This window comes from Streptomyces sp. Y1 (assembly GCF_041053115.1).
GTDB lineage: Bacteria > Actinomycetota > Actinomycetes > Streptomycetales > Streptomycetaceae > Kitasatospora > Kitasatospora rubellomurina.
In genome coordinates, this window is sequence record NZ_CP163445.1 from 3,937,909 (window position 1) to 3,963,713 (window position 25,805).

Here is a 25,805-nt window from a genome sequence, read left to right on the forward strand (position 1 = left end):
CCACACAGCTTGTCCTGACGCAGCTCGTACTACCGGGATCGGACTCCTCCGCTCCCGGTCGGAACTGATCGTTTCGAGTCGGCTCGGGCCCCGTCGCCGGGCGCCCGAGGGCTCCGAAGGGGGTGCCGCACCGTATGGCCGCAGTCGACACCGCGCGCGCTCACGCCCAGGTGGTCCTGCGGGTCCGGGGCCTGGCCCTGGCCGCCGCCGCCCTGCCCGCCGCCGTCGCGGCCGTGCTGCTCGCCGGCCGGTTCACCGGCCGGATCGGCGCACCCGGCGCCGCGGACGCCGCCGGGTGGGACGCCGTCCGCTGGGTGGTCTGCGCGGTCGCCGCGCTGGCCCTCCTGGTGGCCGGCCTGACCGCCCGCGCCTACCGCAGGGCCGTCCCGCCGCGCATCCCGGCCGTCCCGCTGGAACGCGTCGAGGCCCCCGAGCTGTACCGGCTGATCGACGAGCTGGCCGACCGGCTGGAGGTGCCCGCCCCCTCCGCCATCGCGCTCACCCCGGACTGCGACAGCTGGCTGGAGGACGTCCCGCCCGCCGGCCGGCAGCACGAGCCGCCCGCGCCGGTGCTGGTGATCGGCTCGCCGTTCCTGTGGTGGATGCGGGCCGGCGAGCTGCGCGCCCTGCTGGCACCGGTGGTGGCCGGCACCGCCGCCTCCGCCGATCCGGAGATCGCCGCCGCCCGCCGCTTCCTGCGCAGCCTGGACGCCAGCCTCGACTCCGGCCGGGGCGGCGCCCCCGGCCTCGGCGGCGCCCCCGCCGTCGAACCCGCCGCTCCCCGGCGCGGCCCCGCCGCCCTCGCCGACCGGCTCACCCGGCCGATCACCCGCCGGCTGCTCGGCGCCTGCCGCGGCCACGCCGCCGAGCTGGAGCGGTCCGTCGCGGCCCGGGCCTCCGAGCAGGCCCGGGCGGTCGACTACGGCCTCCGGATAGCCGCCCAGGAGCAGGTCGGGCTGGCCTACGCCGGCTGGGACCGCCTGCTCACCCGGGTCGCGCTGCCCGCTTGGCGGCTCGGCCGCCACCCCGCGCACCTCAACGCCGGTGTGGCCGCCGCGCTCACCGAGCTGTCCCGCCGCGACCGGCTGGCGGACGGCTACGGCACCCGGCTCGGCGATCGCCCGGCCTGCGACCTGCTGGAGGAGCCCGGCGCCGTCGACCGCGCGGTCTCCCGGCTCGCGGCCGAACTGTTCTTCGGCCGCCCGCCGGCCGGCAGCTGGCACGAGCTGGAGTGGACCGACTACCCGGCCGACGTGGTGGACGCCGGCTGGCGGGCCGGCGCCGCCGCCCTGCAGACCGCCCTGGACCGGCTCGCCCCGCAGTCCCGCCCCGGCGCCCCCACCCTGACCCGGCTGCTGGTCCGGCTCGCCGAGGGCGACGGCGAACGGCTGGCCGCCGCGCTCGCCGCCCAGCTGGCCCGCACCACCGCCCCGGCCCCGCTGCTCGAACCCGACCGCACCGGCCGCGACCTGCTGGTCGACCACGTCACCGCGATGGTCTGCTGCGCCGCCGTGGACACCGCGGGCGGCGCCCCCGGCCTGGACTGGCTGGACGGCCCGGTGCTGCTGCTCGGCGGCGTCCGCCGCACCGACCTGGCCGGCCCGGTCGCCCAGGCCGTCGAACAGGGCCAGGACGGCCCGCTGCGCGCCTGGCTGGACGCCGCCGACGTCCGCCTGGAGAAGCCGGTCCGGCTGTAGTGCCGGCCGGCGGCAGGCACCGGCCCGGGCGGCGCTCGACGGATCCGTACGCGCCCCCGGGCGGTCCGGCGGGCGGGCGTCCGCGCAGGCCGGAGGCCCTGCCCGGGCGGGCCGCGAGATTCCCCGCACCAATTGCGACCGCGGGGTGACGCGGCGCCGACGCGGTGTGGTGTATTAGACCGCACGCACATCCGGGGGGCACGTGCCAACCGGGCCCCGGGAGCCGAAGCGCGCGCCGGTGTCGAACGCGACGTGCGGCGGGCGAGCGCCGGAGCGTGGGGGTGCCTCCCGGCCGCCGGGGCCGGGGGAGGGCGTCGGCACCGGATCAGGAGCGCCCGGGGGGCGAGCGAGGAATCACGGAAGTGCACCTGGGAGGGCGCGTGGGCTCGGAACTCAATCGCCGCTGGGAGTCCGGAACGCACGCCTACAGCGTCTCCGACCCCTTCGGGCAGGGCCCGCTGCCCTGGCTGCGCAGCCCCGAGGAGTACCTGGACGCCGAGGGCAGCGTGCCCTGGTACGTCTCGGTGGACGCCCCCGGCCAGCAGCCGCTGGCAGCCGGTGGCCGCCCCGTGCCGCCGGTCGGCACCCCGCGCAGCTCCAACGACGTGGACCAGCAGATCAAGGGCTTCGCCTCGGCCGGGGTGATCCGCCCCGGCGGCTCGGTGGACTTCCGGGTCACCGTCAACCCGCCCCGCGAGTTCTCCGTCGACGTCTACCGGATCGGCCACTACGGCGGCGACGGAGCACGCCATATGACGACCAGTCCGCTGATCTCCGGTCTGGTCCAGCCCGCCCCGCTGGTCGTCGAGCGGACCGTCTCCTGCCACCACTGGTGGCACTCCTGGCGGTTGCAGATCCCGACCCACTGGCAGCCCGGCGCGTACGTCGCGGTGCTGACCACCGCCGACATGCTGCACCGCAGTCACATCCCGTTCACCGTCCGGGACGTCGCCGAGCAGGAGCACGCCGCCGAACTCCTCCTGGTGCTCCCGGACGTGACCTGGCAGGCGTACAACCTGTTCCCCGAGGACGGCCGCAGCGGCGCCAGCCTCTACCACGCCTGGGACGGCCGGGGCGGGCTGGTCGGCGAGGCGGACGCGGCCGTCACGGTCTCCTTCGACCGCCCGCACGCCACCGCCGGGCTGCCGCTGCACGTCGGCCACGCCTACGACTTCATCCGCTGGGCCGAGCGCTACGGCTACGACCTCTCCTACGCCACCGCCACCGACCTGCACGCCGGCCTGGTCGACCCGGCCCGGCACCGGGCGCTGGTCTTCCCCGGCCACGACGAGTACTGGTCCGAGCCGATGCGCCGGGCCGCCGAGCGGGCCCGGGACGGCGGCACCTCGCTGGTGTTCCTGTCCGCCAACACCATGTACTGGCGGGTCGAGCTGACCCCGGCCGCCTCCGGCGAGCCCAACCGGCTGCTCAACTGCCGCAAACGGCAGAAGGCCGGGCCCGGCAGCCCGGCCGCGGGGGCCTCCGGCGCGGCCAGCGCGCTGTGGCGGGACGCCGGGGAGCCCGAGCAGCACCTGCTCGGCGTGCAGTACTCGGGCCGGGTCGCCGCACCCGTCCCGCTGGTCGCCCGGCACACCGCGCACTGGCTCTGGGACGGCACCGGGCTGCAGGAGGGCGACGAACTGCCCGGCCTGGTCGCGGGCGAGGCCGACCGGTACTACCCGAAGGTGGCGTTGCCCGAGCACACCGAACGGGTGCTGCTGGCGCACTCGCCGTACCAGGACCTCGCCGGCCGCACCCGCTTCCAGGAGACCTCGCTGTACCGGGCGCCCAGCGGCGCCTACGTCTTCGCGGCCGGCACCTTCGCCTGGTCGCCCGCGCTGGACCGCCCGGGACTGACCGACGAGCGGGTCCAGCGGGCCACCGCCAACCTGCTGGACCGGCTCTGCAAGAACTGACCGGCGGCGGGCGTGAAAGACTGCGGGGGCAGTGACCTCCCCTTTCGCGGTGCCCCACGCCCGTGAACGACCCCTGAGGACTGAGAACACCTTGAGCGGTTTTGTCACCAAGCCCGAGCCCGTCCAGGTCCCCGGCCTGGTCCACCTGCACACCGGGAAGGTGCGTGACCTCTACCGCACCGAGTCGGGCGAGCTGGTGATGGTCGCCAGCGACCGGATGTCCGCGCACGACTGGGTGCTGCCGAACGAGATCCCGGACAAGGGCCGCGTCCTCACCCAGCTCTCGCTGTGGTGGTTCGAGCGGATCGCCGACATCGTGCCCAACCACGTGATCTCCACCGAGGTCCCGGTCGGCGCCCCGGCCGACTGGAAGGGCCGCACGCTGATCTGCAAGAGCCTGGACATGATCCCGGTCGAGGCGGTCGCCCGCGGCTACCTGGCCGGCTCCGGCCTGACCGAGTACGAGGAGACCCGTACGGTCTGCGGCATCGCGCTGCCGGAGGGCCTGGTCAACAGCTCCGAGCTGCCCGCCCCGATCTACACCCCGGCGCTCAAGGCCGCGGTCGGCGAGCACGACGAGAACGTCCCCTACGAGGAGACCGCCCGCCGGATCGGCGCCGAGTTGGCCGCCCAGGTGCGCCGCACCACCCTGGACGTCTACGGCCGGGCCCGGGACATCGCCCGCGACCGGGGGATCATCCTGGCCGACACCAAGTTCGAGTACGGCCTGCTGGACGGCGAGCTGATCATCGGCGACGAGGTGCTCACCCCGGACTCCTCCCGCTACTGGCCGGCCGACGAGTACCAGCCGGGCCGCTCGCAGGCCTCCTTCGACAAGCAGCTGATCCGCGACTGGCTGGTCTCCCCGGCCTCCGGCTGGGACCGCTACAGCGAGCAGCCGCCGCCGGAGCTGCCGGTCGAGCTGGTCGAGCGGACCCGGGCCCGGTACATCGAGGTGTACGAGCGGCTGACCGGCACCAGCTGGGTCTGACCCGAACGCCCGCGGGCGCGGCCAGCCCTAGATCCAGCCGTGCTCGCGGGCGATCCGCACCGCCGCGTGGCGGTTCTCGGCGCCCAGCTTCCCCGCCGCCGAGGACAGGTAGTTGCGCACGGTGCCCTGGGAGAGCGAGGCCCGGTCGGCGATCTCCGCGATCGAGGTGCCGTCCGCGGCCAGCTCCAGGACGTCCGTCTCGCGCGGGGTCAGCGGGGTCTCGCCGGCGCTGATCGCGTCCGCCGCCAGCTCCGGGTCGACGTACCGGCCGCCGGAGCGCACGGTGCGGATGATGCCGGCTAGGTCGGCCGCCGAGACGGTCTTCGGCAGGAAGCCGCGCACGCCGACCTCCAGCGCCCGCTTCAGGTAGCCGGGGCGGCCGTGGCCCGTGACGATCATGCAGCGGCAGTCCGGCAGCAGCCGGCGCAGCTCGGCGGCGACCTCGATGCCGTCCAGGCCTGGCATCTGGAGGTCCAGCACCGCGACGTCGGGCCGGTGCGCCTGCGCCATGGCCAGCGCCTCCGGGCCGGAGCCGGCCTGCGCGACCACCTCCAGGTCGTCCTCCAGCGACAGCAGCGCGGCCAGCGCGCCGCGGATCAGGTGCTCGTCGTCGGCGAGCAGGACGCGGACGGGCGCGGGGTTCTCGGTCATCGGCGGGCCTTCCTCGGCGGCGGCAGGGGGCGGTCGGAGCGGGACGGTTCAGAGGAAGGTTCAGAGCGGGACGGTGGCGAGCATCCGGAAGGTGCCCGCCTCGGCGGCCGGGACGGTCAGCTCGCCGTCGTGGGCGGCGAGCCGCTCGCGCAGGCCGCGCAGCCCGGTGCCGGCGCCCTGGGACGGGAGCGGGACGGCGGGCACCCCGTCGTTCTCCAGCTCCAGCACCGCCCGTCCGCCCTCCTGCCGCAGCCGGATCAGGCAGCGGGCGGCCTCGCTGTGCCGCAGCACGTTGGTGGTGGCCTCGCGGATCACCCAGCCGAACACGGACTGCACCGGCGGCGGCAGCCGGTCGGCCTCCGCGCCGAGGTCGATCTCGCAGGCGACGTCGGCGGCGCGGAGCACCGCGCGGGCGCCGATCGCCTCGGCGTGCAGGTCGGCGGTGCGGTAGCCGCGCACGACGTCCCGGACCTCGCGCTGCGACTCCTGGGCGATCTTCTGCACCTCGGCCATCTGCTCGGCGGCCTCGGGGCGCCCGCGCCGGGCGAGCTGGACGGCGAGTTCGCTCTTCAGCGCGATGGTGGTGAGGTTGCGGCCCATCACGTCGTGCAGGTCGCGGGAGAAGCGCAGCCGCTCCTCGGCGACGGCCAGCCGGGACTGCGCCTCGCGGGCGGCGTCCAGTTCCCAGACGACGGCGCACAGCCAGGCGAAGCCGCGGCAGCTGGAGCCGATGAAGGCCGTGAAGAGCCCCTGGCCGACCAGGAACCCGGCGGTGGCGCCGACGCCGACCCCGGCCAGCAGCACGGCGGGGGTGACCGCCAGCAGCATGCCCAGCCCGGTGAGGGCGGCCGGTTTCGGGCGCAGCCCCACGCACACCGGTCCGAAGGTGGAGAGCAGCAGGTCCCCGGCGACGTACAGGGTGAACGGGATGTCACTCGGGTTCGCCGGGTCGGCCTTCGGGCCGAGCAGCAGGACCGTCCAGCAGCCGGCCACCGCGAGGCAGACGGAGACGGCGATCCAGCGGGTGTGGCCGGTGGGGCGGCGCAGGTAGTGGTCGATGGCCACCCGGTAGGTCCGCAGCAGGACCAGGGTGAGCGCGAGGGCGAGGAGCAGCGAGACCCGGACCACGGGCATCAGCGCGGGGTCGCCGTCGGCCCGCTCGAGGGCGAGGCCGGAGCTGGTCAGGACGGCGATCAGCAGGAGCAGCGCCATCAGGTAGAGCGACCAGCGCAGGTAGAGCTCGGTGCGCTGCGGCTTGCTCAGGCTCCGCCAGCTGCGCAGCGGTGACCGCATTCTCACTTCGTCCGCCCCCTGTCCGGCCACGATCATGCAGCTGCCTTCCTATCAGAGGCCGGACCAGGGGTTCACCTTCGGATCGCTGATCCGATCAGCGGCGCGGCTCCCAGCGGAAGTAGCGCACCGCGCCCCAGACCGCCAGGCCGAGCCAGATCCCACCGGTGATCAGGTGCGGGGCGGCGGTGCCCCAGCTGCCGAGGAAGCCGGTGGCGGCGGCCGAGCCGTCGGTGCCGAACCAGCCGACGCGGATCAGCTGGAAGGCGGGGGTGGTCGGCAGCAGGCGGCAGACGTCGGCCAACTGCGCGGGCATGACCTCCAGCGGGACGAACAGGCCGGAGCCGAACTGCATGACCAGCATCACCGGCAGGGTGGTGATGCCGGCGCTCTCCACGGTCCTGGTGAAGGCGCTGGACAGCGCGGCCAGGGCGATCATGGTGGCCAGGGCCAGCACCAGGCCGATCACCATCAGCAGCGGGTTGACCGGCACGGTCAGGTGCAGCCGGACGCTGCCGCCGATCCCGATCAGGGCGGCCATCAGCAGGCCGAGGGTGAGCGAGGGGACGGCCGTGCCGAGCAGGATCTCCAGGTCCCTGGCCTCGCCGGTGCGCATCCGCTTGAGGACCAGCTCGCCGCGCCGCGCGACGTACGCGGCGGTCAGGTTGTAGTAGACGACGAAGGCCAGGATCATCCCGACCGAGCCGTAGACCAGCAGCGAGTCGACGTCCAGCCCGGGGTTGTCCTCGGCCTGCTTCTTGAGCAGGCCGTGCAGGGAGCTGATCAGCACCACGGGCAGCACCAGCGCGGTGAACAGGGCGGTGCGGTTGCGCATCAGCAGGGTGGCCTCGGCCCGGCCGAGGGCGAGCAGGCGGCGGGCGGCCGTGCTCCGGGGGCCGGTGGCGGGGGCGGCAGGGGCGGCGGCGGTGGTCATCGGGCGGTTCCGATCAGGCGGCGGCGGGCGGGACGGGCGGGGGCGGCGGGCCCGGGAGGCGGTGGGGCCTGGTCGGCGGCCTCGGAGGCGATGGCGAGGAAGGCCTCCTCCAGCGAGGCGCTGCGGGCGTCCAGGGCGCCGAGCGCGATCTGGTGGTGCCGGGCCCAGCCGAGCAGGTCGGTGAGGGTGTCCTGGAGGGTCGTGGTGTGCACGGTGACCTTGCGGCCGTCGACGACGGTCTCGGCGCCGGTCAGGGCCGGCAGCGCGACGCCGTCGTACGCGGGCAGTTCGAAGCCGATCCGGGACGGCCGGCCGGCGATCACCTCGGCGACGGTGCCGCTGGTGACGACCCGGCCGCCGTGCATGATGGCCAGCCGGTCGGCCAGCTCCTCGGCCTCCTCCAGGTAGTGCGTGGTGAGCAGCACGGTGGTGCCCTGGGCGCGCAGTTCGCGCACCAGCCGCCAGACGGCGGCGCGCGCCTCCGGGTCGAGGCCGGTGCTGGGCTCGTCCAGGAACAGCACCTCGGGGCGGCCGAGCAGGGCCATCGCGAGGTCGAGCCGGCGCTTCTCGCCGCCGGACAGCTGCTTGACCCGGACGCCCGACCGGTGGCCGAGCCCGACCAGGTCCAGCGCCTCCGCCACCGGGCGGGCGCCGCTGGTCGTCCCGGCCCAGACGCGGCCGGTCTCGGCGCAGGTGAGGTCGCCGGGGAAGCCGCCCTCCTGGAGCATGATGCCGATCCGCGGGCGGACGGCGGCGCGCTCCCGGTGCGGGTCGTGGCCGAGGACCCGGACGCTGCCGCCGGTGGGGGCGGTCAGGCCCTCGATGACCTCCATGGTGGAGGTCTTGCCGGCGCCGTTGGTGCCGAGCAGGGCGAACAGTTCGCCGCGGCCGACGGTGAGGTCGACGCCGCGGACGGCGTGGTACCCGGTGGCGCCGCCGTAGCGGCGGTGCAGGTCGGTGACCTCGATCACGTGGTCGTCGGGGTGGGAGGGGCGGCTCGTTCGCATGACTCCAGCCTTCCGCCGGCCGGGCCGGGCGGGCAGTGCGCGGCGTCATGGAACGGTGGTGGCGATCCACGGGTCGGCGATGACGAATGTCATCGGTCCCCGCTGTCGCCGGCCTCCCGGGGAAACCCGGGGGCGGAATGCGGGACGGCCGGGGAATGCCGAAGGGCCCCCTCGATCGAGGGGGCCCTTCGTACCGGAGCGGACGACGAGATTCGAACTCGCGACCCTCACCTTGGCAAGGTGATGCTCTACCAACTGAGCCACGTCCGCAGGTCAAACTATTCTTTTGTGCTGTGCTCGCGCACTGCGAGCGGACGACGAGATTCGAACTCGCGACCCTCACCTTGGCAAGGTGATGCTCTACCAACTGAGCCACGTCCGCACGGTGCCTGGTGGGGCACCGGCCGCCTCTTCGGATCTCTCCGTTGCGGCGACGAGGAATACTCTACAGCATCTTTCGGGGTGGTCGCCCCACCCTTTCGGTCCAGGGTGCGGGCGGGGCGACCAGGGGTGCTGCCCCGGACGGGTCAGTTCGCGTCGGCGAACTGCTCGTACACGTGCTTGGGGATCCGGCCCCGGGCGGGCAGCTCCATGCCGCGGGAGAGGGCCCAGGCGCGCACGGCGGCCGGGTCCGGGGTGAGCGCGGTGCGGCGGAAGGACTTTCCGGTGCGGCTCTGGCGGCGGCCGGCCGCGACGAACGGGGCGAGGGCCTCCCGCAGCTTTTCGGCGTTGTCCACGGACAGGTCGATCTCGTACGACTTCCCGTCGACGCCGAAGTGGACGGTTTCCGCGGCGGCGCCGCCGTCCAGGTCGTCGGAGAGCGTGACAACTACACGCTGAGCCATGGGTGTCAATCCTCTCGGGCAATTCGGCCGCCGGTCCGCGGGATGCGCACGGAGGCCTGTTGTGCACCACTCGCGCAAGCGCGTACGGGCAGGCCCGATGGCCGGCCGGATACGCAGCACTTGCCGCGACAGGTGGCCCTATTCTGCACCCGAAGGGGGTCGAAATCGAAGAGTCCGGCATTCTTTTCCGGATATTCACGAATCTTCGCCGGGCTGTCGGATACCCCTGTGCGGGGACGGGAGGATCTGTCCCCAAGTGCCGTATTCGGGTGTTCTTCGGGCGTTCTCTCTCCCGACTCCGAATCCGTGGAAACCGGCCGTCCCCGGCGGGGGGTCGCGGAGCCGGATCCCTTGCGGCGTAAGGGTCTCGGGTCTACGCGCGTCGCTATCCCCGGCCAGCAATCCTGCCCGAAACCCCCGGTAGTCTGGAGTTCCCCCGCCTCACCGAAGACACCACCGGGAGTGCCAGTGGCACGCGTCGTAGTCGACGTCATGCTCAAGCCGGAGATCCTCGACCCCCAGGGACAGGCGGTGCAGCGTGCACTGCCCCGTCTCGGATTCACCGGGATCGCCGACGTCCGCCAGGGCAAGCGTTTCGAGCTGGAAGTGGAGGGCCCGGTCGACGACGCCGCGCTCGCCCGTATCCGTGAAGCCGCCGAGACGTTTCTCGCCAACACCGTGATCGAGGACTTCACCGTCCGCGTCGAGGAGGCGGCGAAGTGACCACCCGCGTCGGCGTCGTCACTTTCCCCGGCTCCCTCGACGACCGCGACGCCCAGCGTGCGGTCCGCCTGGCCGGCGCCGAGCCGGTCGCCCTGTGGCACCGTGACAAGGATCTCCACCAGGTCGACGCCGTCGTCCTGCCGGGCGGATTCAGTTACGGCGACTATCTGCGCTGCGGCGCGATCTCCCGCTTCTCGCCGGTGATGGAGACCGTCATCGAGCAGGCCAGGCTGGGAATGCCGGTGCTCGGTATCTGCAACGGCTTCCAGGTGCTCTGCGAATCGCACCTGCTGCCGGGTGCGCTCACCCGCAACGACTCGCTGCACTTCATCTGCCGCGACCAGAAGCTGCGCATCGAGAACGCGGAGACCGCCTGGACCCGGGATTACTCGGCCGGCCAGGAAATCGTCGTCCCGCTGAAGAACGGCGAGGGCCGCTTCGTCGCCGACGAGCGCGTCCTGGACGAACTGGAGGCGGAGGGCCGGGTGGTCGCCCGTTACCTCGCCCGCGGCGACGCCGCTGAGGGGTTCGGTAACCCGAACGGTTCGTACCGCGACATCGCCGGCATCACCAACGCCGCCGGCAATGTCGTCGGCCTGATGCCGCACCCGGAGCACGCGGTGGAGCCGCTCACCGGTCCGACCACCGAGGGCCTGGGCTTCTTCACGTCCGTACTGAAGCAGCTGGTGAACGCCTGATGAGCCTCGACACCGTCAAGAACGCCGAGCAGACCCCGGACGCCGCCCAGCCCTGGGCCGAACTCGGCCTCAAGGAGGACGAGTACGCGCGCATCCGGGAGATTCTCGGCCGCCGCCCGACCGGCGCCGAACTCGCGATGTACTCGGTCATGTGGTCCGAGCACTGTTCGTACAAGAGCAGCAAGGTCCACCTGAAGCAGTTCGGCGAGAAGAAGCCCGATTCGGACGCGATGCTCGTCGGCATCGGCGAGAACGCCGGCGTCGTCGACGTCGGCCAGGGCTACGCCGTCACCTTCAAGGTCGAGTCGCACAACCACCCGTCGTACATCGAGCCCTACCAGGGCGCGGCCACCGGCATCGGCGGCATCGTGCGCGACATCCTGGCGATGGGCGCCCGCCCGGTCGCCGTGATGGACCCGCTGCGCTTCGGCGCGGCCGACCACCCGGACACCCGGCGCGTGCTGCCCGGCATCGTCGCGGGCATCGGCGGCTACGGCAACTGCCTGGGCCTGCCGAACATCGGCGGCGAGGTCGTCTTCGACTCCTGCTACCAGGGCAACCCGCTGGTCAACGCGCTGTGCGTGGGCGTCATGAAGCACGAGGACATCCACCTCGCGCAGGCCTCCGGCGCCGGCAACAAGGTCATCCTGTACGGCGCCCGCACCGGCGGCGACGGCATCGGCGGCGTCTCGGTGCTGGCCTCCGAGACCTTCGACGACACCAAGCCGGCCAAGCGCCCGGCCGTCCAGGTCGGCGACCCGTTCCAGGAGAAGCTCCTCATCGAGTGCACCCTGGAGATCTTCCGCGAGAAGCTCGTCAAGGGCATCCAGGACCTCGGCGGCGCCGGCCTGTCCTGCGCCACCAGCGAGCTGGCCTCGGCCGGCTCCGGCGGCATGCGGATCGACCTCGACACCGTGCACCTGCGCGACCACACGCTCTCGCCGGAGGAGATCCTCATGAGCGAGTCGCAGGAGCGCATGTGCGCGATCGTCGAGCCCGACAAGGTCGACCGCTTCCTGGAGATCTGCGAGAAGTGGGACGTCATCGCCAACGTCATCGGTGAGGTGACCGACGGCGAGCGCCTGGAGATCTTCTGGCAGGGCGAGCTCGTGGTGGACGTGCCGCCGCGCACCGTCGCCCACGAGGGCCCGACCTACCAGCGCCCGTACGCCCGCCCGAGCTGGCAGGACGCGCTGCAGGCCGACGCCCCCACCGCCGAGCGGCTGGCCCGCCCGACCACCGGCGAGGGCCTCAAGGCCGACCTGCTGAAGGTCGCGAGCCACCCGAACCAGGCCTCCAAGTCCTGGATCACCGACCAGTACGACCGCTACGTGCTCGGCAACACCGTGCTCTCGCACGGCGAGGACTCGGGCATGATCCGGATCGACGACGAGACCAACCTCGGCGTCTCGGTCGCCACTGACGGCAACGGCCGCTTCGCCAAGCTGGACCCGTACACCGGCGCCCAGCTGGCCCTGGCCGAGGCGTACCGCAACGTCGCGGCCGGCGGCGCCAAGCCGCTCGCCGTCTCCGACTGCCTCAACTTCGGCTCCCCCGAGGACCCGGACGTCATGTGGCAGTTCGCCGAGGCGACCCGCGGCCTGGCCGACGCCTGCCTGGTGCTCGGCACCCCGGTCACCGGCGGCAACGTCTCGCTGTACAACCAGACCGGCGAGGTCGCCATCCACCCGACCCCCGTGGTCGCGGTGCTCGGCGTCATCGACGACGTCACCCGCCGCACCCCGGCCGCCTTCGCCGAGGAGGGGCAGCTACTCTACCTGCTCGGCGACACGGCGGACGAGCTCGGCGGCTCGGCCTGGTCGCAGGCCGTCCACGACCACCTCGGCGGCCTGCCGCCCAAGGTGGACCTGGAGCGCGAGCGGCTGCTCGGCGAGATCCTGATCGCCGCCTCGCGCGACGGCATGATCGACGCCGCGCACGACCTCTCGGACGGCGGCCTCGGCCAGGCGCTCGTGGAGAGCTGCCTCAAGGGCGGCCACGGCGCGCGGATCATCGTGCCCGAGGGCCAGGACCCGTTCGTGTTCCTGTTCTCCGAGTCGGCCGGCCGCGCCGTCGTGGCGGTGCCGCGCAGCGAGGAGCTCCGGTTCAACGACATGTGCACCGCGCGCGGCCTGCCGGCCACCCGGATCGGTGTCGTGGACGGCGAGAGCCTGGACGTCCAGGGGCAGTTCAGCGTCTCGCTGGCCGAGCTGAAGGACGCTCACACCGGCGTCATCGAGGCCCTGCTGGCCTGACGGCTCCGGCTCTTCGGGGGCGGGCGGTTCGTTTCGAACCGTCCGCCCCTCGGCGTATGTTGGGGGCCATGCCACCCAAGTCCCGTACGTACCAGCCGCCGAAGGTCCGCGCCGCGCTGGCCGCCCAGACCGAGGCGCTGCGCGCCGCCGTGCACGGCCTCACCGAGGAGCAGTTGGAGCTGCCCACCCGGCTCGGGACGTGGCGGGTGCGCGAGTTGGTCGCGCACCTGGGCATGGCCCTGGGCGCACTGCCCCAGCAGCTGGACGTGCCGGTTCCGGCCGGAGCCCCGCTGGGGGCGGCCGAGGCGATCGGCCTCACCCGGACGGTCGCCGACGCGGTCGACGAGGGCGCCCGCGCGCTCGCGGCCGCGGCGTACGCCGGCGGGCCGGAGGCGGTGGCCGAGGAGTTCGACCGGTCGGCGCTGGCGGTGCTCAAGGCCCTGGACGGGCCCGACGTCGCCGATCCCGACCGGCGGATCGCCACCCGGCTCGGCCGGCCGATACCGATGACGGACTACCTGCTGACCAGGCTGCTGGAGGCCGTCGTGCACGCCGACGACCTGGCCGACGCCCTCGGGCCGGACGCCCCCGCCTTCCCGCACGACCGGCAGGCCCTCGCCGCCGTGACCCGGCTGCTGGCCGACGCCTTCGCCGAACGGGCGCCCGGCGGGGCCGTCGAGCTACGGATCCCGCCGTACGCCGTGGTGCAGGCCGTCGAGGGGCCCAAGCACACCCGGGGCACCCCGCCGAACGTGGTCGAGACCGACCCGCTGACCTGGATCCGGCTGGCCACCGGCCGGCTCGACTGGGCGGCGGCGCAGGAGAGCGCCGCCCTCACGGCCTCCGGCGAGCGCAGCGACCTGCGGGAGCACCTGCCCGTGATGGGTTGAGCCGGTCAGCCCAGTTGCTTGACCAGGGCCTCGGCGGCCTTGCGCAGCGGCTCGCCGGCCAGGGCGGGGTTCTGCTCGGGGTCGCCGGAGTCCTGGGAGAGCACCATGATCAGGTCCCCCTCGCCGTTCACCGCGAGCCGGGAGACGGCACCGGTGATCCCGGCGGCGCCGGCGGCCTTCGCCAAGTCGAGGCCGAACGGGCAGGTGTCCGTCCTGTTCCTGACCGCGTCCAGGGCGACGGAGCGGACGCGGTCGTAGCTGAGCGCTCCGCCGCCCTGGGCGAGGTCGTCGGCGGAGGAGCAGGCGGCGGCGCCGAGGACGGTCCCGGCTGCGGCGAACGCGGCGGCGAGCCTCCGGAGTTGGGCAGCGGTCATGCCCGCACGATACGGCCCGGTCGTCCCGGCGGGTTGCCGATCGGGTCTCAACTCCGTCCCGCTACGGCACCGATGGCCCGCTCAGGTAGGTGCCGTCCGCGGTGTACGGCCAGGCGTTGGGCGTGCAGCCCTTGAGCCCGTAGATCTGCTGCATCATCGCGGGCGCGGGCTTGCCCGGGCCGGGGCAGGTCTCGTGGCCGTGGCCGATCCGGTGGCCGACCTCGTGGTTGACGATGAGCGCCCGGTACTCCTCTATCGGCCCGCTGAACTGCGGTGAACCGGTGTTCCAGCGCTTGGAGTTGACGAGCACCTGGTTGCCGACGTTGCAGTTGACCTCGCCGTGGGTGTCCAGGCCGGAGGCGCCGCAGATCTTGTCCACGGTGGCCGGGGAGGCGATCTTCACGGTGAAGTCGTAGGAGCCGCCGGCGACCAGCTGGAAGCCGTTCTTGCGGTCGTTGGTCCAGCCGCGGCGGTCGCCGAGGATGCCGTGGATCTGCGCGGCGGCGGAGGGGGCGTCGATGCCGATGCCGTCCTCGACCTCCACCCGGTAGCGGCGGATGTTGCCGCGGCCGACCGGCTTGGCGTCGGCGGGGGCGGTGGTGAAGGTGCCCGCGCCCTTGGTCGGGCCGGGGTCGGGCGCGGTGGCGGTGGGCTCCGGGGTCGGCGTCGCGGCCGGGGCCGGCGCGGGCGGGGCCGACGGGGTGGCGGCCGGGGTCGCCTCGGTGGGCGGGGCGATCCGGGCCTGGGTGGTGGGCGCGGCGGCGGGCGGGTCCGAGGGGCGGTTCAGCATGAAGGCCGCGGTGCCCAGCACCAGGACGGTCGCGACGATCGCCGCGAGCATGCCAGGCCCGATGCCGCGACGCTGCCGGCGGCGGCGACGGCCGCTCTGGGCGTTCCGGCGGGCCGGGGTGGGCCGGTTGCGCTGGGCGTTCTCCCGATCGCCCTGCGTGGTCCGGGCGTTGGGGGCCTTGCGGCTCGTCGGGGTGGCTCGCCTGCGGGCGGATCTGGCTGCGGGCACGAGCGACACCCTGGCATGCGAACGGGTGAATGTCTACATACCGGGTATGTGGGAGAACGCCGTCCGGCGGCCCGGAGGCCCAAGCGGCGGACCGGGCCGAGGAGTTCGCTCCGTCGCCGTCCCGTGCGCGAGCGGAACGGAACGGGGAGATCGCGAGGAGGGCGGTTGACCCCTGCGGCTCGGGTGGCAGACTTCAGGGCATGGCGATCCACAGGAATCTTCTCGACGGCCCCGACCCGACCCTCCTGCCGGAGGACGAGCAGCCCTACCGCATGCTGGCGGAGGAGTCGGCCTCGCCGACCCAGGTGGCCGCCGACTTCCCGTCCTTCTGCCTGGCCTGGGCCATGCTCGCCGACGACGCGTACGCGGCCGGCCGGTACGTCGAGTCGTACGCCTACGCCCGCACCGGCTACCACCGCGGCCTGGACGCGCTGCGCCGCAGCGGCTGGAAGGGCCACGGTCCGGTGCCGTGGGAGCACCGCGGCAACCGCGGCTTCCTGCGCTGCCTGGCCGCGCTCGCCCGGGCGGCCGGCGCGATCAAGGAGACCGAGGAGGAGGCCCGCTGCTGGCAGTTCCTGAAGGACAGCAGCGCGGAGGCGTACGCGGAGCTCAAGCAGTAGGACCCGTCCGGACGTGCGGGTGCCCCCGGCGGAGGACCGCCGGGGGCACCGTCGTGCCGGGCGCCTACTTCAGGCGCTTGCCGGCCGAGCGCAGCTGCTCGGCGGCCTCGACCACGCGGGCGGCCATGCCGGCCTCGGCCAGCTTGCCCCAGGTGCGCGGGTCGTAGGTGTTCTTCTTGCCGACCTCGCCGTCGACCTTCAGCACGCCGTCGTAGTTGGCGAACATGTGGCCGGCCACCGGGCGGGTGAAGGCGTACTGGGTGTCGGTGTCCAGGTTCATCTTCACGACGCCGTTCTCCAGCGCGGTGGCGATCTCCTCGGCGGTGGAGCCCGAGCCGCCGTGGAAGACGAAGTCGAACGGGTCGCTCTTGCCGTACTGCTTGCCGATCGCGTCCTGCAGCTCGCGCAGCAGCTCCGGCTTCAGCACGACGTTGCCCGGCTTGTACACGCCGTGCACGTTGCCGAACGAGGCGGCCAGCAGGTAGCGGCCCTTCTCGCCCAGGCCCAGCGCCTCGGCGGTGCGCACGGCGTCGTTGACGGTGGTGTACAGCTCGTCGTTGATCTCGTGGGTGACGCCGTCCTCCTCGCCACCGGTCGGGGTGATCTCGACCTCGAGGATGATCCTGGCGGCCGCGGCCTGGGCCAGCAGCTCCTGGGCGATGGCCAGGTTGTCCGACAGGGTCTCGGCCGAGCCGTCCCACATGTGCGACTGGAACAGCGGGTTCTGGCCCTTGGCCACGCGCTCGGCGGAGACCGCCAGCAGCGGGCGGACGTAGCCGTCCAGCTTGTCCTTCGGGCAGTGGTCGGTGTGCAGGGCGACGGTGATGTCGTACTTCGCGGCGACGATGTGCGCGAACTCGGCCAGGGCCACGGCGCCGGTCACCATGTCCTTGTTGTGCTGGCCGCCCAGGAACTCCGCACCACCGGTCGAGATCTGGATGATGCCGTCGCTCTCGGCCTCGGCGAAACCGCGCAGGGCGGCGTGCAGGGTCTGCGAGGAGGTGACGTTGATGGCCGGGTAGGCGAACTTGCCCGCCTTGGCCCGGTCGAGCATCTCGTTGTAGACCTCGGGAGTTGCGATGGGCATGCGATCCGCTCCTGTCGGGTTGCGGCGTACGGACGGGTGCTGTCCGACGCTGGGTACGCCTTCGTGACGACTCCGTGCCGGCCCGCCGACGCGCGGCGCTGCGGTGTGGCTCTCCGGCACCAAGGTTCGAGGCGGCCACCGCGGAACGGCCATGAGGGTGGAGACCGCCGCGGACCGGACGCCGGTGCCATCTTCCCAGACTCGTGCCCCCAGGTCAGCAGGAGCCCGCCTGTCGGGACTCCGGTGCGGTGGTGCGGCGGGGCCACCGGCCGGAGGTCCTCGGCAAGGTACGCCCGCTATCCTGCGCCCGTGGACTACAACCAGCTGGCCGTCAATCTGCTCGACGCCAAATCCCTGATCTCGTCCCTCGGCGCCATCGGGCTGATCGCGATCATCTTCGCGGAGACCGGCCTGCTGGTCGGCTTCTTCTTCCCGGGCGATTCGCTGCTGATCCTCGCGGGCGTCGCCGCCTCGAACGCCGCCTCCTCGGTGCTCGGCGACGGCGCCAAGCTGCCGATCGCCGTCCTGCTGGTCGGCTGCCCGATCGCGGCGGTCGCCGGTGCCCAGCTGGGGCACCTGATCGGGGTCAAGGTCGGGCCGAGGCTCTTCGACAAGCCCGACTCGAAGATCTTCCGCCGTGAGTACGTGGTGAAGGCGGAGGAGTACTTCAACAAGTTCGGCTCGGGCAAGGCCGTGGTGCTGGCCCGCTTCATGCCGATCATCCGGACGTTCCTCAACCCGGTCGCCGGCACCCTGGAGATGCCCGCTCGGACGTTCTTCGTGTGGAACGTGGTCGGCGGCGTGCTCTGGACCGAGTCCATGCTGCTGATCGGCTACTTCTTCGGCGACGCGCTCGCCCCGGTGATCGACAAGTACCTGATCCCGGCGGTGCTGCTGATCGTGCTGCTGTCGATCTCGCCGATCCTGGTCGAGGTCTTCCGGGAGCGCAAGAAGAAGAAGGCCGGCGCGGTCGACGCCGTCGACGGCGAGTCGGTGCAGAGCGGCAGCGGGCGGCACCGTCGCGGCTGAGCCGGCGGCGGGCGCGGGTACGCGAAGGGGCCGGGCGTTGTTCCACGTGGAACAACGCCCGGCCCCTTCCTCGCGTCGTGCGCGGACGTCCCGGGGTCAGAGGCCCAGGTCGGCCGCGGTGTAGGCGGTCACGTACGGCAGGCCCTGCGCCTCGACGGCGGCCTGGCCGCCGCGCTCCACGATCACCGCGACGCCGACCACCTCGGCGCCCGCCTCGCGCAGCGCCTCGACGGCCGTCAGCACCGAACCGCCGGTGGTCGAGGTGTCCTCGACCGCCAGCACCCGGCGGCCCTTGACGTCCGGGCCCTCGATCCGGCGCTGCAGGCCGTGCGCCTTGCCCGCCTTGCGGACCACGAAGGCGTCCAGCTCGCGGCCGCGGGCGGCGGCGGCGTGCAGCATGGCGGTGGCCACCGGGTCGGCGCCCAGGGTCAGGCCGCCGACGGCGTCGTACTCCAGGTGCGAGGTCGCGTCCAGCATCACCCGGCCGACCAGCGGGGCGGCCTGGCCGTCCAGCGTGATCCGGCGCAGGTCGACGTAGTAGTCGGCCTCCTTGCCGGAGGAAAGGGTGACCTTGCCGTGCACGACGGCCTTGTCCTTGATCTGTGCCAGCAGGGCGTCGCGGTCGTTGCTCATGAGCGTTCAGTCTAGGGCCTGCCGCCGTTCCCGGCGCCTGCGGTCAGCGCCGGCGCAGCGCCCTGGCCAGCACCACGGCGCCGCCCAGCAGGGCCACCGAGCCGCCGATCACCCACGGCAGCGGGCTGCGGCCGCCGGTCCCCGGCACCACGATCCCGCCGACCTCGCCGCCCCACCGGGACGCCGCCCGGGCCCGCGCGCTGCGGGCCGGCAGCGCCGGGGCGTAGCGGCCGCGCGGCGGGGCGTGGTCGACCTCCTCGGCCGAACGGCCCACGATGCTGCGGCGCACCGGGCCGCTGAGGACCGGCTCCTCCTCGTACGCGAACAGCGCCTCGGTGGACAGGCCCTCGGTGACCCCGGAGGGCTCGTCGACGTCGTCCGCCTCGGTGTCGTCGGCCTCCTGCGACTCCTCGGTGCCGTCCGTGCCGTCCGCGCCGTCCGTGTCGTCGTCGGTGGAGCCGGTGACCAGGCCGAACCGCTCGGCGTCGGCGTCGGAGAAGGCGATCAGGTCGGAGAGGTCGTCGTCGAGGTCGTCGCCGGGCTGGTCCTGGCGCTCCTCGATGTAGACCACGCCCGCGCCGGCCGTCGTCCCGCCGGCCTCCCCGGCCTCGGTGTCGTCCTCCTCGGCGCCCGCCTCGGTGTCGTCCTCCGCTGCGCCGTCCGGGGCGACCAGGGCGGCGGCGAACCGGTCCAGCAGGCGGTGGCCCGCCGCGTCCAGGGTCTCGTCGTCGAACTCGGCCAGCCGGCCGGTGGCGCTGAGGTCACTGGTGAAGCGGATCACGGCCGTGCCGTCCTCGGCGCCGTCCGTGACGCTCACCCGGACGGTCGCCGTCGCCTCGCCGCTGCCCCGGGCCTCCTCGCCCTCGGCGAGCACGGTCAGCACGCCCTCCCGGCCCTCGATCAGCGACAGCACGCCCTTGTACGTGATCGTGGAGCCGCCGATCCGCAGCTTGAGCCGCCCGCCGATCTCCTCGGCCGGCCCGCTGCCGACCGCGGCCGGCTCGGTGCTCAGCCCCGGCACGCTCCGGGCCAGCCGCGCCGGCTCCTGCAGGGCCTGCCGCACCAACCCGGCGGCCATCGGGACGACAACCTCATGCTCCATGCCACGGAGCCTACCGACCCGAGCCCGCCCGGTCCCCACCCACCACCGCCCGGATTTCCGGTCCGGGCGGCGCGCGCCCGGCAAGGACCCGCGGGACAGCCGTCAGCGCGGCCCGAGGAGGGTGAGCGGGGGCGGGGGGTGGAGCGGGCGGAGGGCGGTGAGGCGGGCGGCGGAGGCGCGCAGGGTGTCCGGGGTGAGGGCGCGCGGGGGCGGGGCGTCGGGGGCGAGGGTGAGGGCGGGCCGGTCGGCGGCGGCGAGCAGGTAGTCCTGCGCGGTGTCCGGCGGCCCGGGGCGGCAGGCGGCGGTGGCGTCGCCCGGCACCGCGTACGGGGCGGTGCGCAGTCCCGCGGCGCGCAGGCCGGACTCGATCTGCCAGAGCCCGCCCTCGTCGCCGCCGGCCCGGACGGCGATCCTCCCGCCGGGGGCGAGCAGCCGGGCGGCGAGGCCGTAGAACTCCTGGGAGTGGAAGGCGACCGGCCCGCCGTCCGCCGGTGCGGGCAGGTCGGCGAGGACCACGTCGTACCCGTCGCCGGGCCCGTCCTCGGGGGCGCCGCGGAGCCAGGCCAGCGGGTCGGCGGCGGTGACGGTGACCCGGGGGTCGTCCAGCGAGTGGTCGCCGAGCGCGGACAGCGCGGGGTCGGTGCGGGCCAGCCGGGGCAGGGCCGGGTCGGTGTCGACCAGCCGGACGGTGCGCACGCCCCGGTGCCGCAGCACCTCCCGCAGGGCGAGGCCGTCCCCGCCGCCGAGCAGCAGCACCCGGGTGTCGGGGCCGGCGGCCATCGCGGGGTGGACCAGCGCCTCGCTGCCCCGGTACTCGTCGGGCCCGCAGGCCGCGAGCCGTCCGCCCAGGTAGAGCCGCAGCGGGCCCTCGGCGGGACCGGTGAGCACGATCTCCTGGTAGCGGCTGCGGGTCGCGTAGCGGACGTCGCCGCCGTAGAGGGCGTGTCGGGCGGCGCGTTCGATGAGGTCCGAGCCGGCGGCGGCGGCCGCGAGCAGGCCGAGCACGAGCGCGCAGCCGGTCCAGAGCAGCCGTCGTATCCGGGGGGCGGGCTCCTCCCGGAACAGCCAGAGGACCACGGCGGCTCCGGCGACGGCGTTGACGGCGCCGGTGAGGAGCGCGCCGTCGCCGGGGCCGAGGGCGGGCAGGATGAGGAACGGGAAGGCGAGGCCGCCGATCAGCGCGCCCACGTAGTCGGCGGCGAAGAGGTCGGCGACGGCGCGCCCGGCGTCCTCGCGCCGGATCCGCTGGATGAGGGTCATCAGCAGGGGGATCTCGGCGCCGATGAGGATGCCGATCAGGCAGGTGAGGACGACCATCGCGGCCTGGTAGCGGCCGATCCAGGCCCAGCAGGAGTACAGGGCGAGGACGGAGAGGCCGCCGGTGAGCGCGAGGGCGCACTCGACCAGGGCGAAGGCGGTGGCGGGCCGCCGGGTGAGGCGCTTGGCCAGCAGGGAGCCGAGGCCCATCGCGAACACCATGACGGAGAGCACGACGGAGGTCTGGGTGACGGTGTCCCCGAGCAGGTAGTCGCCGAGCGCCACGAGTTCGAGCTCGTAGACCAGTCCGCAGGCCGCGCAGACGAACGCGGCCAGCAGGACGGTCAGGCGGGCGAGCCGGGGGTTCGATCGCAGCCGGGATCGACGGCGGGCGGGCAGGGGGACGAGCCCGCGCCCGGGCCGGGGAGGGGTGCCGTCGTCGAGGTCCACTCGTGACCGGGTGGGTGGACCGGCCGGATGGTTGATCACGAACAAACGCTAGGGGACGTGCGGGACGGATAGCTGCGCCCATTCGGCGGACAGTGCGAGCCGCCGGGTTGACGAATCGTTCCTGCGTGCGAGTGGCTGGCTGGTGCGGGGTGACTGGGGGCCGGGCCGGGGGCCGAGTACCGGCGCTCGCCGGTCATGCCGCCGCGATCACGAGCGAGGAGCGGGTGCAGACCAGCTGCCCCTCCTGGGGGTAGGCGTGCCAGGTGCGCCACAGCACCCGGCCCGCGTCACCCTGGGTGACCAGCGCGGTGAAGGCGCTCGGATCCCCCGGGAAGACCCCGGCGAGCCCGCGCGGATGCCCCTCGACCAAGGCCAGCAACTCCTGGGCGCGGGCCGCGAAGTCGTGCGGCGGCAGCGCCTCGATCCGGGCCGCGAACTCGTACTCCCAGCCGCCGATCTGCTTGGCGACCCGGGCCGGCAGCGGGGTGCGGCGGCCGGGCAGGCAGGCGACCGTCTCCAGGCACCGGCCGGGGTCGGCGTCGACGACCACCTGGTGCGAGGCGCCGAGCAGCCGCAGCTGGAGCGTTCCGGGCCGGCCGTCGCCGGCGAGTCTCAGGTCGCGCACCGCGAGAGCGGGCAGCGGTTCGCCGCCGAGGCACCAGGCCAGGTCACCGGCGCGGGTGTCCGTATAGGTGGTCTGCAGTGTGGTGAGCATGCTCGGCTCCGCGTTTCAGCTCCGTGCGCGCCCACCGAGCAGCAGCGAGTTGGCCTAGGCGATGGCGAGGCTGTTCGTGGCTGTTGCGGCCCTGGGCGCGGCCGGCCGTGGAAGGAAGGATTCCGGCTGGAGATTCAGCAGCAGAGAAGCACGAATACGCCGGGTCCGTCGGTGATTTACCCAACTTTGTCAAGCATTCACCGTTTCGAGCACATCCGCTTCCCCGCTCTGATCGACCCGGTGTGCGACTCTGCACAGCGCGCGCCCCTGCGACCCGCTCGTGCGCCGTGTGAGCGGGGTGCGCGCCGTCCATGCGCTTCATGCGCCGCCGCCCTCCACGCACGGGGCGTGAAGGGCGGGCGGATCGGCCGGAGCGGTCGGCGAATATGCCTCCAGGGCATTGAATCGGCAGATTCACCAAGGGAGTTGACTGTAAATCAGAACGCGTGTCGGGCCGCGCTCGTTCCCGTTCGAGGGGGCGCGCGGCACCCTCAGACGCGCTGCAGCCGCGCTACGGCCTCCTGAAGCACCTCGTCCTTTTTGCAGAACGTGAAGCGAACGAGTGTGCGACCGGCGTCCTGGTCGTCGTAGAAGACGGCGTTCGGGATGGCGACCACGCCGCAGCGCTCGGGCAGCGAGCGGCAGAACTCGACGCCGTCCTTCTCGCCGAGCGGGGTGATGTCGGTGGTGATGAAGTACGTGCCCTCGGGGGTGAAGGTGCGGAAGCCGGCGGCGGTGAGGCCGGCCCCGAGCAGGTCGCGCTTGCGGAGCAGGTCGGCGCGCAGGGTGTGGAAGTACGCGTCGGGCAGGCGCAGTGCCTCGGCGACGGCGTACTGGAACGGCCCGGCGCTGACGTAGGTGAGGTACTGCTTCGCGGTGCGGACGGCCGCGACCAGCGGCGGGGCGGCGGTGACCCAGCCGACCTTCCAGCCGGTGAAGGAGAAGGTCTTGCCGGCCGAGGAGATGGTGACGGTGCGTTCGCGCATGCCGGGCAGGGCCGCGAGGGGGTGGTGGACGGGGCCGAAGACGAGGTGTTCGTAGACCTCGTCGGTGACCACCAGGAGGTCGTGCTCGACGGCGAGTTCGGCGATGGCGGCCAGCTCGTCGGCGGTGAGCACGGTGCCGGTGGGGTTGTGCGGGGTGTTGATCAGCAGCAGGCGGGTGCGCGGGGTGATCAGCGCCCGGAGCTCGTCCAGGTCGGGGCGGAAGTCCGGGGCCCGGAGCGTGAGCGGGACGCGGACGGCGCCGGCCATCGCGATGCAGGCGGCGTAGGAGTCGTAGAACGGTTCGAGGGCGATCACCTCGTCGCCGGGTTCGAGCAGGGCGAGCAGCGCGGCGGCGATGGCCTCGGTGGCGCCGGCGGTGACCAGCACCTCGGTGTCCGGGTCGTAGGCCAGGCCGTGGAAGCGCTGCTGGTGCTCGGCGATCGCGGTGCGCAGCTCGGGGATGCCGGGGCCGGGCGGGTACTGGTTGCCGCGGCCCTCGCGCAGCGCCCGGACGGCCGCCTCGCGGATCTCCTCGGGCCCGTCGGTGTCCGGGAAGCCCTGGCCGAGGTTGATCGAGCCGGTGGCGGTGGCCAGGGCGGACATCTCGGCGAAGATCGTCGTTCCCATGCCGGCTAGTCGGCGGTTCAGCAGCGGCCTGGTACCCATCTCGGCTCCTCACGTGTCGTCGGTGGCGCCCATCCTCCGGATGCGCACCGGCAACGACAAGTCCGCCGATCCGGACGATTGCTAAGCGATCCCGTCCGGATCCTCATCGACCCGTCCCGGCCGTTCGACCAGGATCTGACGGGCCGTTGCTGAGAACCGGACGGGGAGGCCCGCCAGGAGCGCAGGCCTGCCCGGCCCACGACGACGAGGGATTCCTCAAGGAGGTCCACGCATGACCGGGAGCATCAACCCGCGCCGGGCGGACGACTCGGGCGACCTGAAGAACTACCTGCTGGACAGCACGGATCTGGAGAAGATACCGGGCCTGGTCCGCAGCGAGTCGGTCAGCCAGGAGGAGTGCTACCGCCTGATGGTGGAGGGCACCAAGGAGACCTACTCGCACGAGGAGGTCTTCGGGCAGTTCTGCTCGCTCGGCGAGTACATCGACGTCCCGTACGACGTCGTGTTCGAGTACGCCGCCAACGTCCACTCGATGGAGGAGTGGACGTTCAGCGTCCGCGACCTGCGCCACGTCGGCGGCGGGCTCTACCGGGGCACCGAGGCCATCCAGCCGAACACCGAGATCTTCATCCGCGCCGACGTGCTGAAGGGCCCCGAGCACGGCATCGTGTTCTACCCGTGCGCCTGGGACCAGGGCAAGGAGCTCTGGATGCGCTACTACTTCACCTTCATCGACGCCTCCAAGACGCTGCGCAAGCCCGGCACCGTCGTGCTGTGGACCAACTGCAAGCACCCGTACTACGACCGGAACGTCACCGACGTCCCGGACTACATCGCCGAGGGCCGGGCCCGCACCGACCGCTACTGGGTCGGCGACATCTGGCCCAACTTCGACGCCATCCACCGCATCGAGACGGCCAACCTGAAGCGCATCCTGGAGGCCCGCTTCGGCAGCGCCTCGGCGAACGGCTGACGCGATGGCCCTGGAACCGAACGGCCGCACCGGCCCGCAGGCGCAGCTGATCGACGTGGTGAGCTTCCTCCCGGAGCGCGTGGTCTCCAACGCGGCCCCGGAGGGCGCCGGCGACGAGCTCGGCGACCACGCGTTCTTCCGCGGCGTCGCCGAGCGCAGGTTCGCCTCGCCGGACCACACCTCGGCCGAACTGGGCGCCGCGGCCTGCGCCAAGCTGCTCGACCGCACCGGCCTGGCCGCCGACGAGGTCGACCTCATCATCTACAACTGCATCTTCAACGACACCTTCTGGCCGGGCATCGGCTCGGCGGTGCAGGAGGCGATCGGGGCCTCCCGCGCCACCATCATGCAGCTGGACACCAGTTGCTGCTCCTGGCTGTCGGGGCTGCGCACGGCGAAGGCGTTCGTGGAGTCCGGCATCCACCGCAACATCATCGTGCTGACGGTGACCAACTTCGTCTCCCGCCTGCCGGAGTTCCAACGCTCCAACCGTTCGCGGGTGTTGGGCGACGGCGCGACCGCCACGCTGGTGGCGCCCGGCCGGCCGAGCATCCTGTCCGCGTACGAGCGCTCGCACGGCGAGAACTACGGCCTGCTGCGCTTCGAACCGGAGCTGGTCGACGGCGCGTTCCGCAACTACTGGGAGCGCGGCTGCGGGCCGATCACGGTGAACTTCACCAAGGAGCGCCTGGAGGCCATCCGGGAGAACTCCATGAACCTGGTGCCCGAGGCGGTCGCCGCCAGCCTCACCGAGGCCGGGCTGACCTCCGACGACGTCTCGCTGCTGATCACGCACCAGCCGAACGAGGACTTCCTCGCCGAGTGGCGCAAGCGGTGCGGCATCGAGGAGGCGCGGACGCACGACACGCTGGCGAAGTACGGCAACCTCTTCGCCGGCTCGATCCCGGTGACCGTCGCCGACGCGCTGGACCACGGCCTGGTCCGGGACGGCGACGTGCTGGCGTTCGGCACCTTCGCCAACGGCGGCGACCTGGTGAGCGCGATGACCGTCCGCTGGCACGCGGGCCGATGACGGG

The 25,805-nt window shown here is 73.3% G+C and carries 24 protein-coding genes and 2 tRNA genes; 11 read left to right on the forward strand and 15 right to left on the reverse strand.

Annotation, left to right across the window (positions count from 1 at the left end):
* Window positions 1-134 precede the first annotated feature (134 nt).
* From AB2U05_RS16670 to AB2U05_RS16680, 3 genes are all read left to right on the forward strand, one after another.
* Window positions 135-1,697, forward strand: coding sequence for a hypothetical protein (locus AB2U05_RS16670; RefSeq protein ID WP_045692682.1), 1,563 nt, complete (start codon window positions 135-137; stop codon window positions 1,695-1,697).
* 380 nt (window positions 1,698-2,077) lie between these two features.
* Entirely contained in the window at window positions 2,078-3,613 is a 1,536-nt protein-coding gene (locus tag AB2U05_RS16675; protein WP_045709187.1) for a N,N-dimethylformamidase beta subunit family domain-containing protein, read from the forward strand.
* A gap of 91 nt (window positions 3,614-3,704) precedes the next feature.
* The gene (locus AB2U05_RS16680; RefSeq protein ID WP_369183597.1) at window positions 3,705-4,604 is read left to right on the forward strand and encodes a phosphoribosylaminoimidazolesuccinocarboxamide synthase; all 900 of its coding nucleotides are present in this window, start codon (window positions 3,705-3,707) and stop codon (window positions 4,602-4,604) included.
* A gap of 27 nt (window positions 4,605-4,631) precedes the next feature.
* Here the strand turns inward: AB2U05_RS16680 and AB2U05_RS16685 are convergent, their stop codons facing one another.
* The 7 genes from AB2U05_RS16685 to AB2U05_RS16715 all read right to left on the reverse strand — a co-directional run bounded on the left by AB2U05_RS16685 (window position 4,632) and on the right by AB2U05_RS16715 (window position 9,331).
* The gene (locus tag AB2U05_RS16685) at window positions 4,632-5,255 is read right to left on the reverse strand and encodes a response regulator (RefSeq protein WP_369183598.1); all 624 of its coding nucleotides are present in this window, start codon (window positions 5,253-5,255) and stop codon (window positions 4,632-4,634) included.
* A 60-nt stretch (window positions 5,256-5,315) separates the two neighbouring features.
* Window positions 5,316-6,584 carry a sensor histidine kinase gene (locus tag AB2U05_RS16690; protein WP_369183599.1) on the reverse strand — a complete coding sequence of 423 codons (1,269 nt, stop codon included), beginning with the start codon at window positions 6,582-6,584 and terminating at the stop codon, window positions 5,316-5,318.
* A 58-nt stretch (window positions 6,585-6,642) separates the two neighbouring features.
* A complete protein-coding gene (locus tag AB2U05_RS16695; RefSeq protein WP_369183600.1) occupies window positions 6,643-7,479 on the reverse strand; it encodes an ABC transporter permease in 837 nt (278 codons plus the stop codon).
* Window positions 7,476-8,486 (reverse strand): ABC transporter ATP-binding protein, encoded by a 1,011-nt coding sequence (locus tag AB2U05_RS16700; RefSeq protein ID WP_369183601.1) that lies wholly within the window; start codon window positions 8,484-8,486, stop codon window positions 7,476-7,478. The genes AB2U05_RS16695 and AB2U05_RS16700 overlap by 4 nt, the downstream gene beginning before the upstream one ends.
* Window positions 8,487-8,683: 197 nt before the next feature.
* Window positions 8,684-8,756, reverse strand: a tRNA-Gly gene (locus tag AB2U05_RS16705).
* 39 nt (window positions 8,757-8,795) lie between these two features.
* Window positions 8,796-8,868, reverse strand: a tRNA-Gly gene (locus AB2U05_RS16710).
* Between the two features lie 145 nt (window positions 8,869-9,013).
* Window positions 9,014-9,331, reverse strand: a complete 318-nt coding sequence (locus AB2U05_RS16715) for an Lsr2 family protein (RefSeq protein WP_045692677.1) — start codon at window positions 9,329-9,331, stop codon at window positions 9,014-9,016.
* A gap of 468 nt (window positions 9,332-9,799) precedes the next feature.
* On the opposite strand from AB2U05_RS16715, the gene purS reads away from it, so the two are divergent.
* The 4 genes from purS (at window position 9,800) to AB2U05_RS16735 (ending at window position 13,897) form a co-directional block, all read left to right on the forward strand.
* Window positions 9,800-10,054, forward strand: coding sequence for a phosphoribosylformylglycinamidine synthase subunit PurS (gene purS, locus AB2U05_RS16720; RefSeq protein ID WP_045692676.1), 255 nt, complete (start codon window positions 9,800-9,802; stop codon window positions 10,052-10,054).
* Window positions 10,051-10,752 carry a phosphoribosylformylglycinamidine synthase subunit PurQ gene (purQ, locus tag AB2U05_RS16725; protein WP_045692675.1) on the forward strand — a complete coding sequence of 234 codons (702 nt, stop codon included), beginning with the start codon at window positions 10,051-10,053 and terminating at the stop codon, window positions 10,750-10,752. The genes purS and purQ overlap by 4 nt, the downstream gene beginning before the upstream one ends.
* Window positions 10,752-13,007: a phosphoribosylformylglycinamidine synthase subunit PurL gene (gene purL / locus AB2U05_RS16730; protein WP_045709183.1), complete on the forward strand. Its 2,256-nt coding sequence runs from the start codon at window positions 10,752-10,754 to the stop codon at window positions 13,005-13,007. The genes purQ and purL overlap by 1 nt, the downstream gene beginning before the upstream one ends.
* A gap of 68 nt (window positions 13,008-13,075) precedes the next feature.
* Window positions 13,076-13,897 carry a sterol carrier family protein gene (locus AB2U05_RS16735; RefSeq protein WP_369183602.1) on the forward strand — a complete coding sequence of 274 codons (822 nt, stop codon included), beginning with the start codon at window positions 13,076-13,078 and terminating at the stop codon, window positions 13,895-13,897.
* Between the two features lie 5 nt (window positions 13,898-13,902).
* Here AB2U05_RS16735 and AB2U05_RS16740 read toward each other — a convergent pair whose 3' ends face one another.
* On the reverse strand, window positions 13,903-14,271 hold the full coding sequence (locus AB2U05_RS16740; protein ID WP_369183603.1) for a hypothetical protein: 369 nt from the start codon (window positions 14,269-14,271) through the stop codon (window positions 13,903-13,905).
* Between the two features lie 61 nt (window positions 14,272-14,332).
* Complete coding sequence (locus AB2U05_RS16745) at window positions 14,333-15,289, reverse strand: DUF3152 domain-containing protein (RefSeq protein ID WP_369183604.1); 957 nt, start codon at window positions 15,287-15,289, stop codon at window positions 14,333-14,335.
* Window positions 15,290-15,489: 200 nt separating this feature from the next.
* On the opposite strand from AB2U05_RS16745, the gene AB2U05_RS16750 reads away from it, so the two are divergent.
* Window positions 15,490-15,909 (forward strand): DUF3151 domain-containing protein, encoded by a 420-nt coding sequence (locus AB2U05_RS16750; protein WP_045692671.1) that lies wholly within the window; start codon window positions 15,490-15,492, stop codon window positions 15,907-15,909.
* Window positions 15,910-15,973: 64 nt separating this feature from the next.
* Here the strand turns inward: AB2U05_RS16750 and fbaA are convergent, their stop codons facing one another.
* Complete coding sequence (fbaA, locus tag AB2U05_RS16755; protein ID WP_045692670.1) at window positions 15,974-16,996, reverse strand: class II fructose-bisphosphate aldolase; 1,023 nt, start codon at window positions 16,994-16,996, stop codon at window positions 15,974-15,976.
* A gap of 309 nt (window positions 16,997-17,305) precedes the next feature.
* On the opposite strand from fbaA, the gene AB2U05_RS16760 reads away from it, so the two are divergent.
* Window positions 17,306-18,025: a DedA family protein gene (locus AB2U05_RS16760; protein ID WP_045692669.1), complete on the forward strand. Its 720-nt coding sequence runs from the start codon at window positions 17,306-17,308 to the stop codon at window positions 18,023-18,025.
* 96 nt (window positions 18,026-18,121) lie between these two features.
* Here AB2U05_RS16760 and pyrE read toward each other — a convergent pair whose 3' ends face one another.
* From pyrE to AB2U05_RS16785, 5 genes are all read right to left on the reverse strand, one after another.
* Window positions 18,122-18,658, reverse strand: coding sequence for an orotate phosphoribosyltransferase (pyrE, locus tag AB2U05_RS16765; protein ID WP_369183605.1), 537 nt, complete (start codon window positions 18,656-18,658; stop codon window positions 18,122-18,124).
* 43 nt (window positions 18,659-18,701) lie between these two features.
* Window positions 18,702-19,760: a hypothetical protein gene (locus AB2U05_RS16770; protein ID WP_369183606.1), complete on the reverse strand. Its 1,059-nt coding sequence runs from the start codon at window positions 19,758-19,760 to the stop codon at window positions 18,702-18,704.
* 102 nt (window positions 19,761-19,862) lie between these two features.
* Window positions 19,863-21,392: a polyamine aminopropyltransferase gene (locus AB2U05_RS16775; protein WP_369185961.1), complete on the reverse strand. Its 1,530-nt coding sequence runs from the start codon at window positions 21,390-21,392 to the stop codon at window positions 19,863-19,865.
* 268 nt (window positions 21,393-21,660) lie between these two features.
* The gene (locus AB2U05_RS16780) at window positions 21,661-22,182 is read right to left on the reverse strand and encodes a DUF2617 family protein (protein WP_369183607.1); all 522 of its coding nucleotides are present in this window, start codon (window positions 22,180-22,182) and stop codon (window positions 21,661-21,663) included.
* A gap of 491 nt (window positions 22,183-22,673) precedes the next feature.
* The gene (locus AB2U05_RS16785) at window positions 22,674-23,834 is read right to left on the reverse strand and encodes a pyridoxal phosphate-dependent aminotransferase (protein WP_369183608.1); all 1,161 of its coding nucleotides are present in this window, start codon (window positions 23,832-23,834) and stop codon (window positions 22,674-22,676) included.
* A 232-nt stretch (window positions 23,835-24,066) separates the two neighbouring features.
* On the opposite strand from AB2U05_RS16785, the gene AB2U05_RS16790 reads away from it, so the two are divergent.
* Both AB2U05_RS16790 and AB2U05_RS16795 read left to right on the forward strand, forming a co-directional pair.
* Window positions 24,067-24,768, forward strand: coding sequence for a hypothetical protein (locus AB2U05_RS16790; RefSeq protein ID WP_045692665.1), 702 nt, complete (start codon window positions 24,067-24,069; stop codon window positions 24,766-24,768).
* A 4-nt stretch (window positions 24,769-24,772) separates the two neighbouring features.
* Complete coding sequence (locus AB2U05_RS16795) at window positions 24,773-25,801, forward strand: 3-oxoacyl-ACP synthase III family protein (RefSeq protein ID WP_369183609.1); 1,029 nt, start codon at window positions 24,773-24,775, stop codon at window positions 25,799-25,801.
* Window positions 25,802-25,805: the final 4 nt, after the last annotated feature.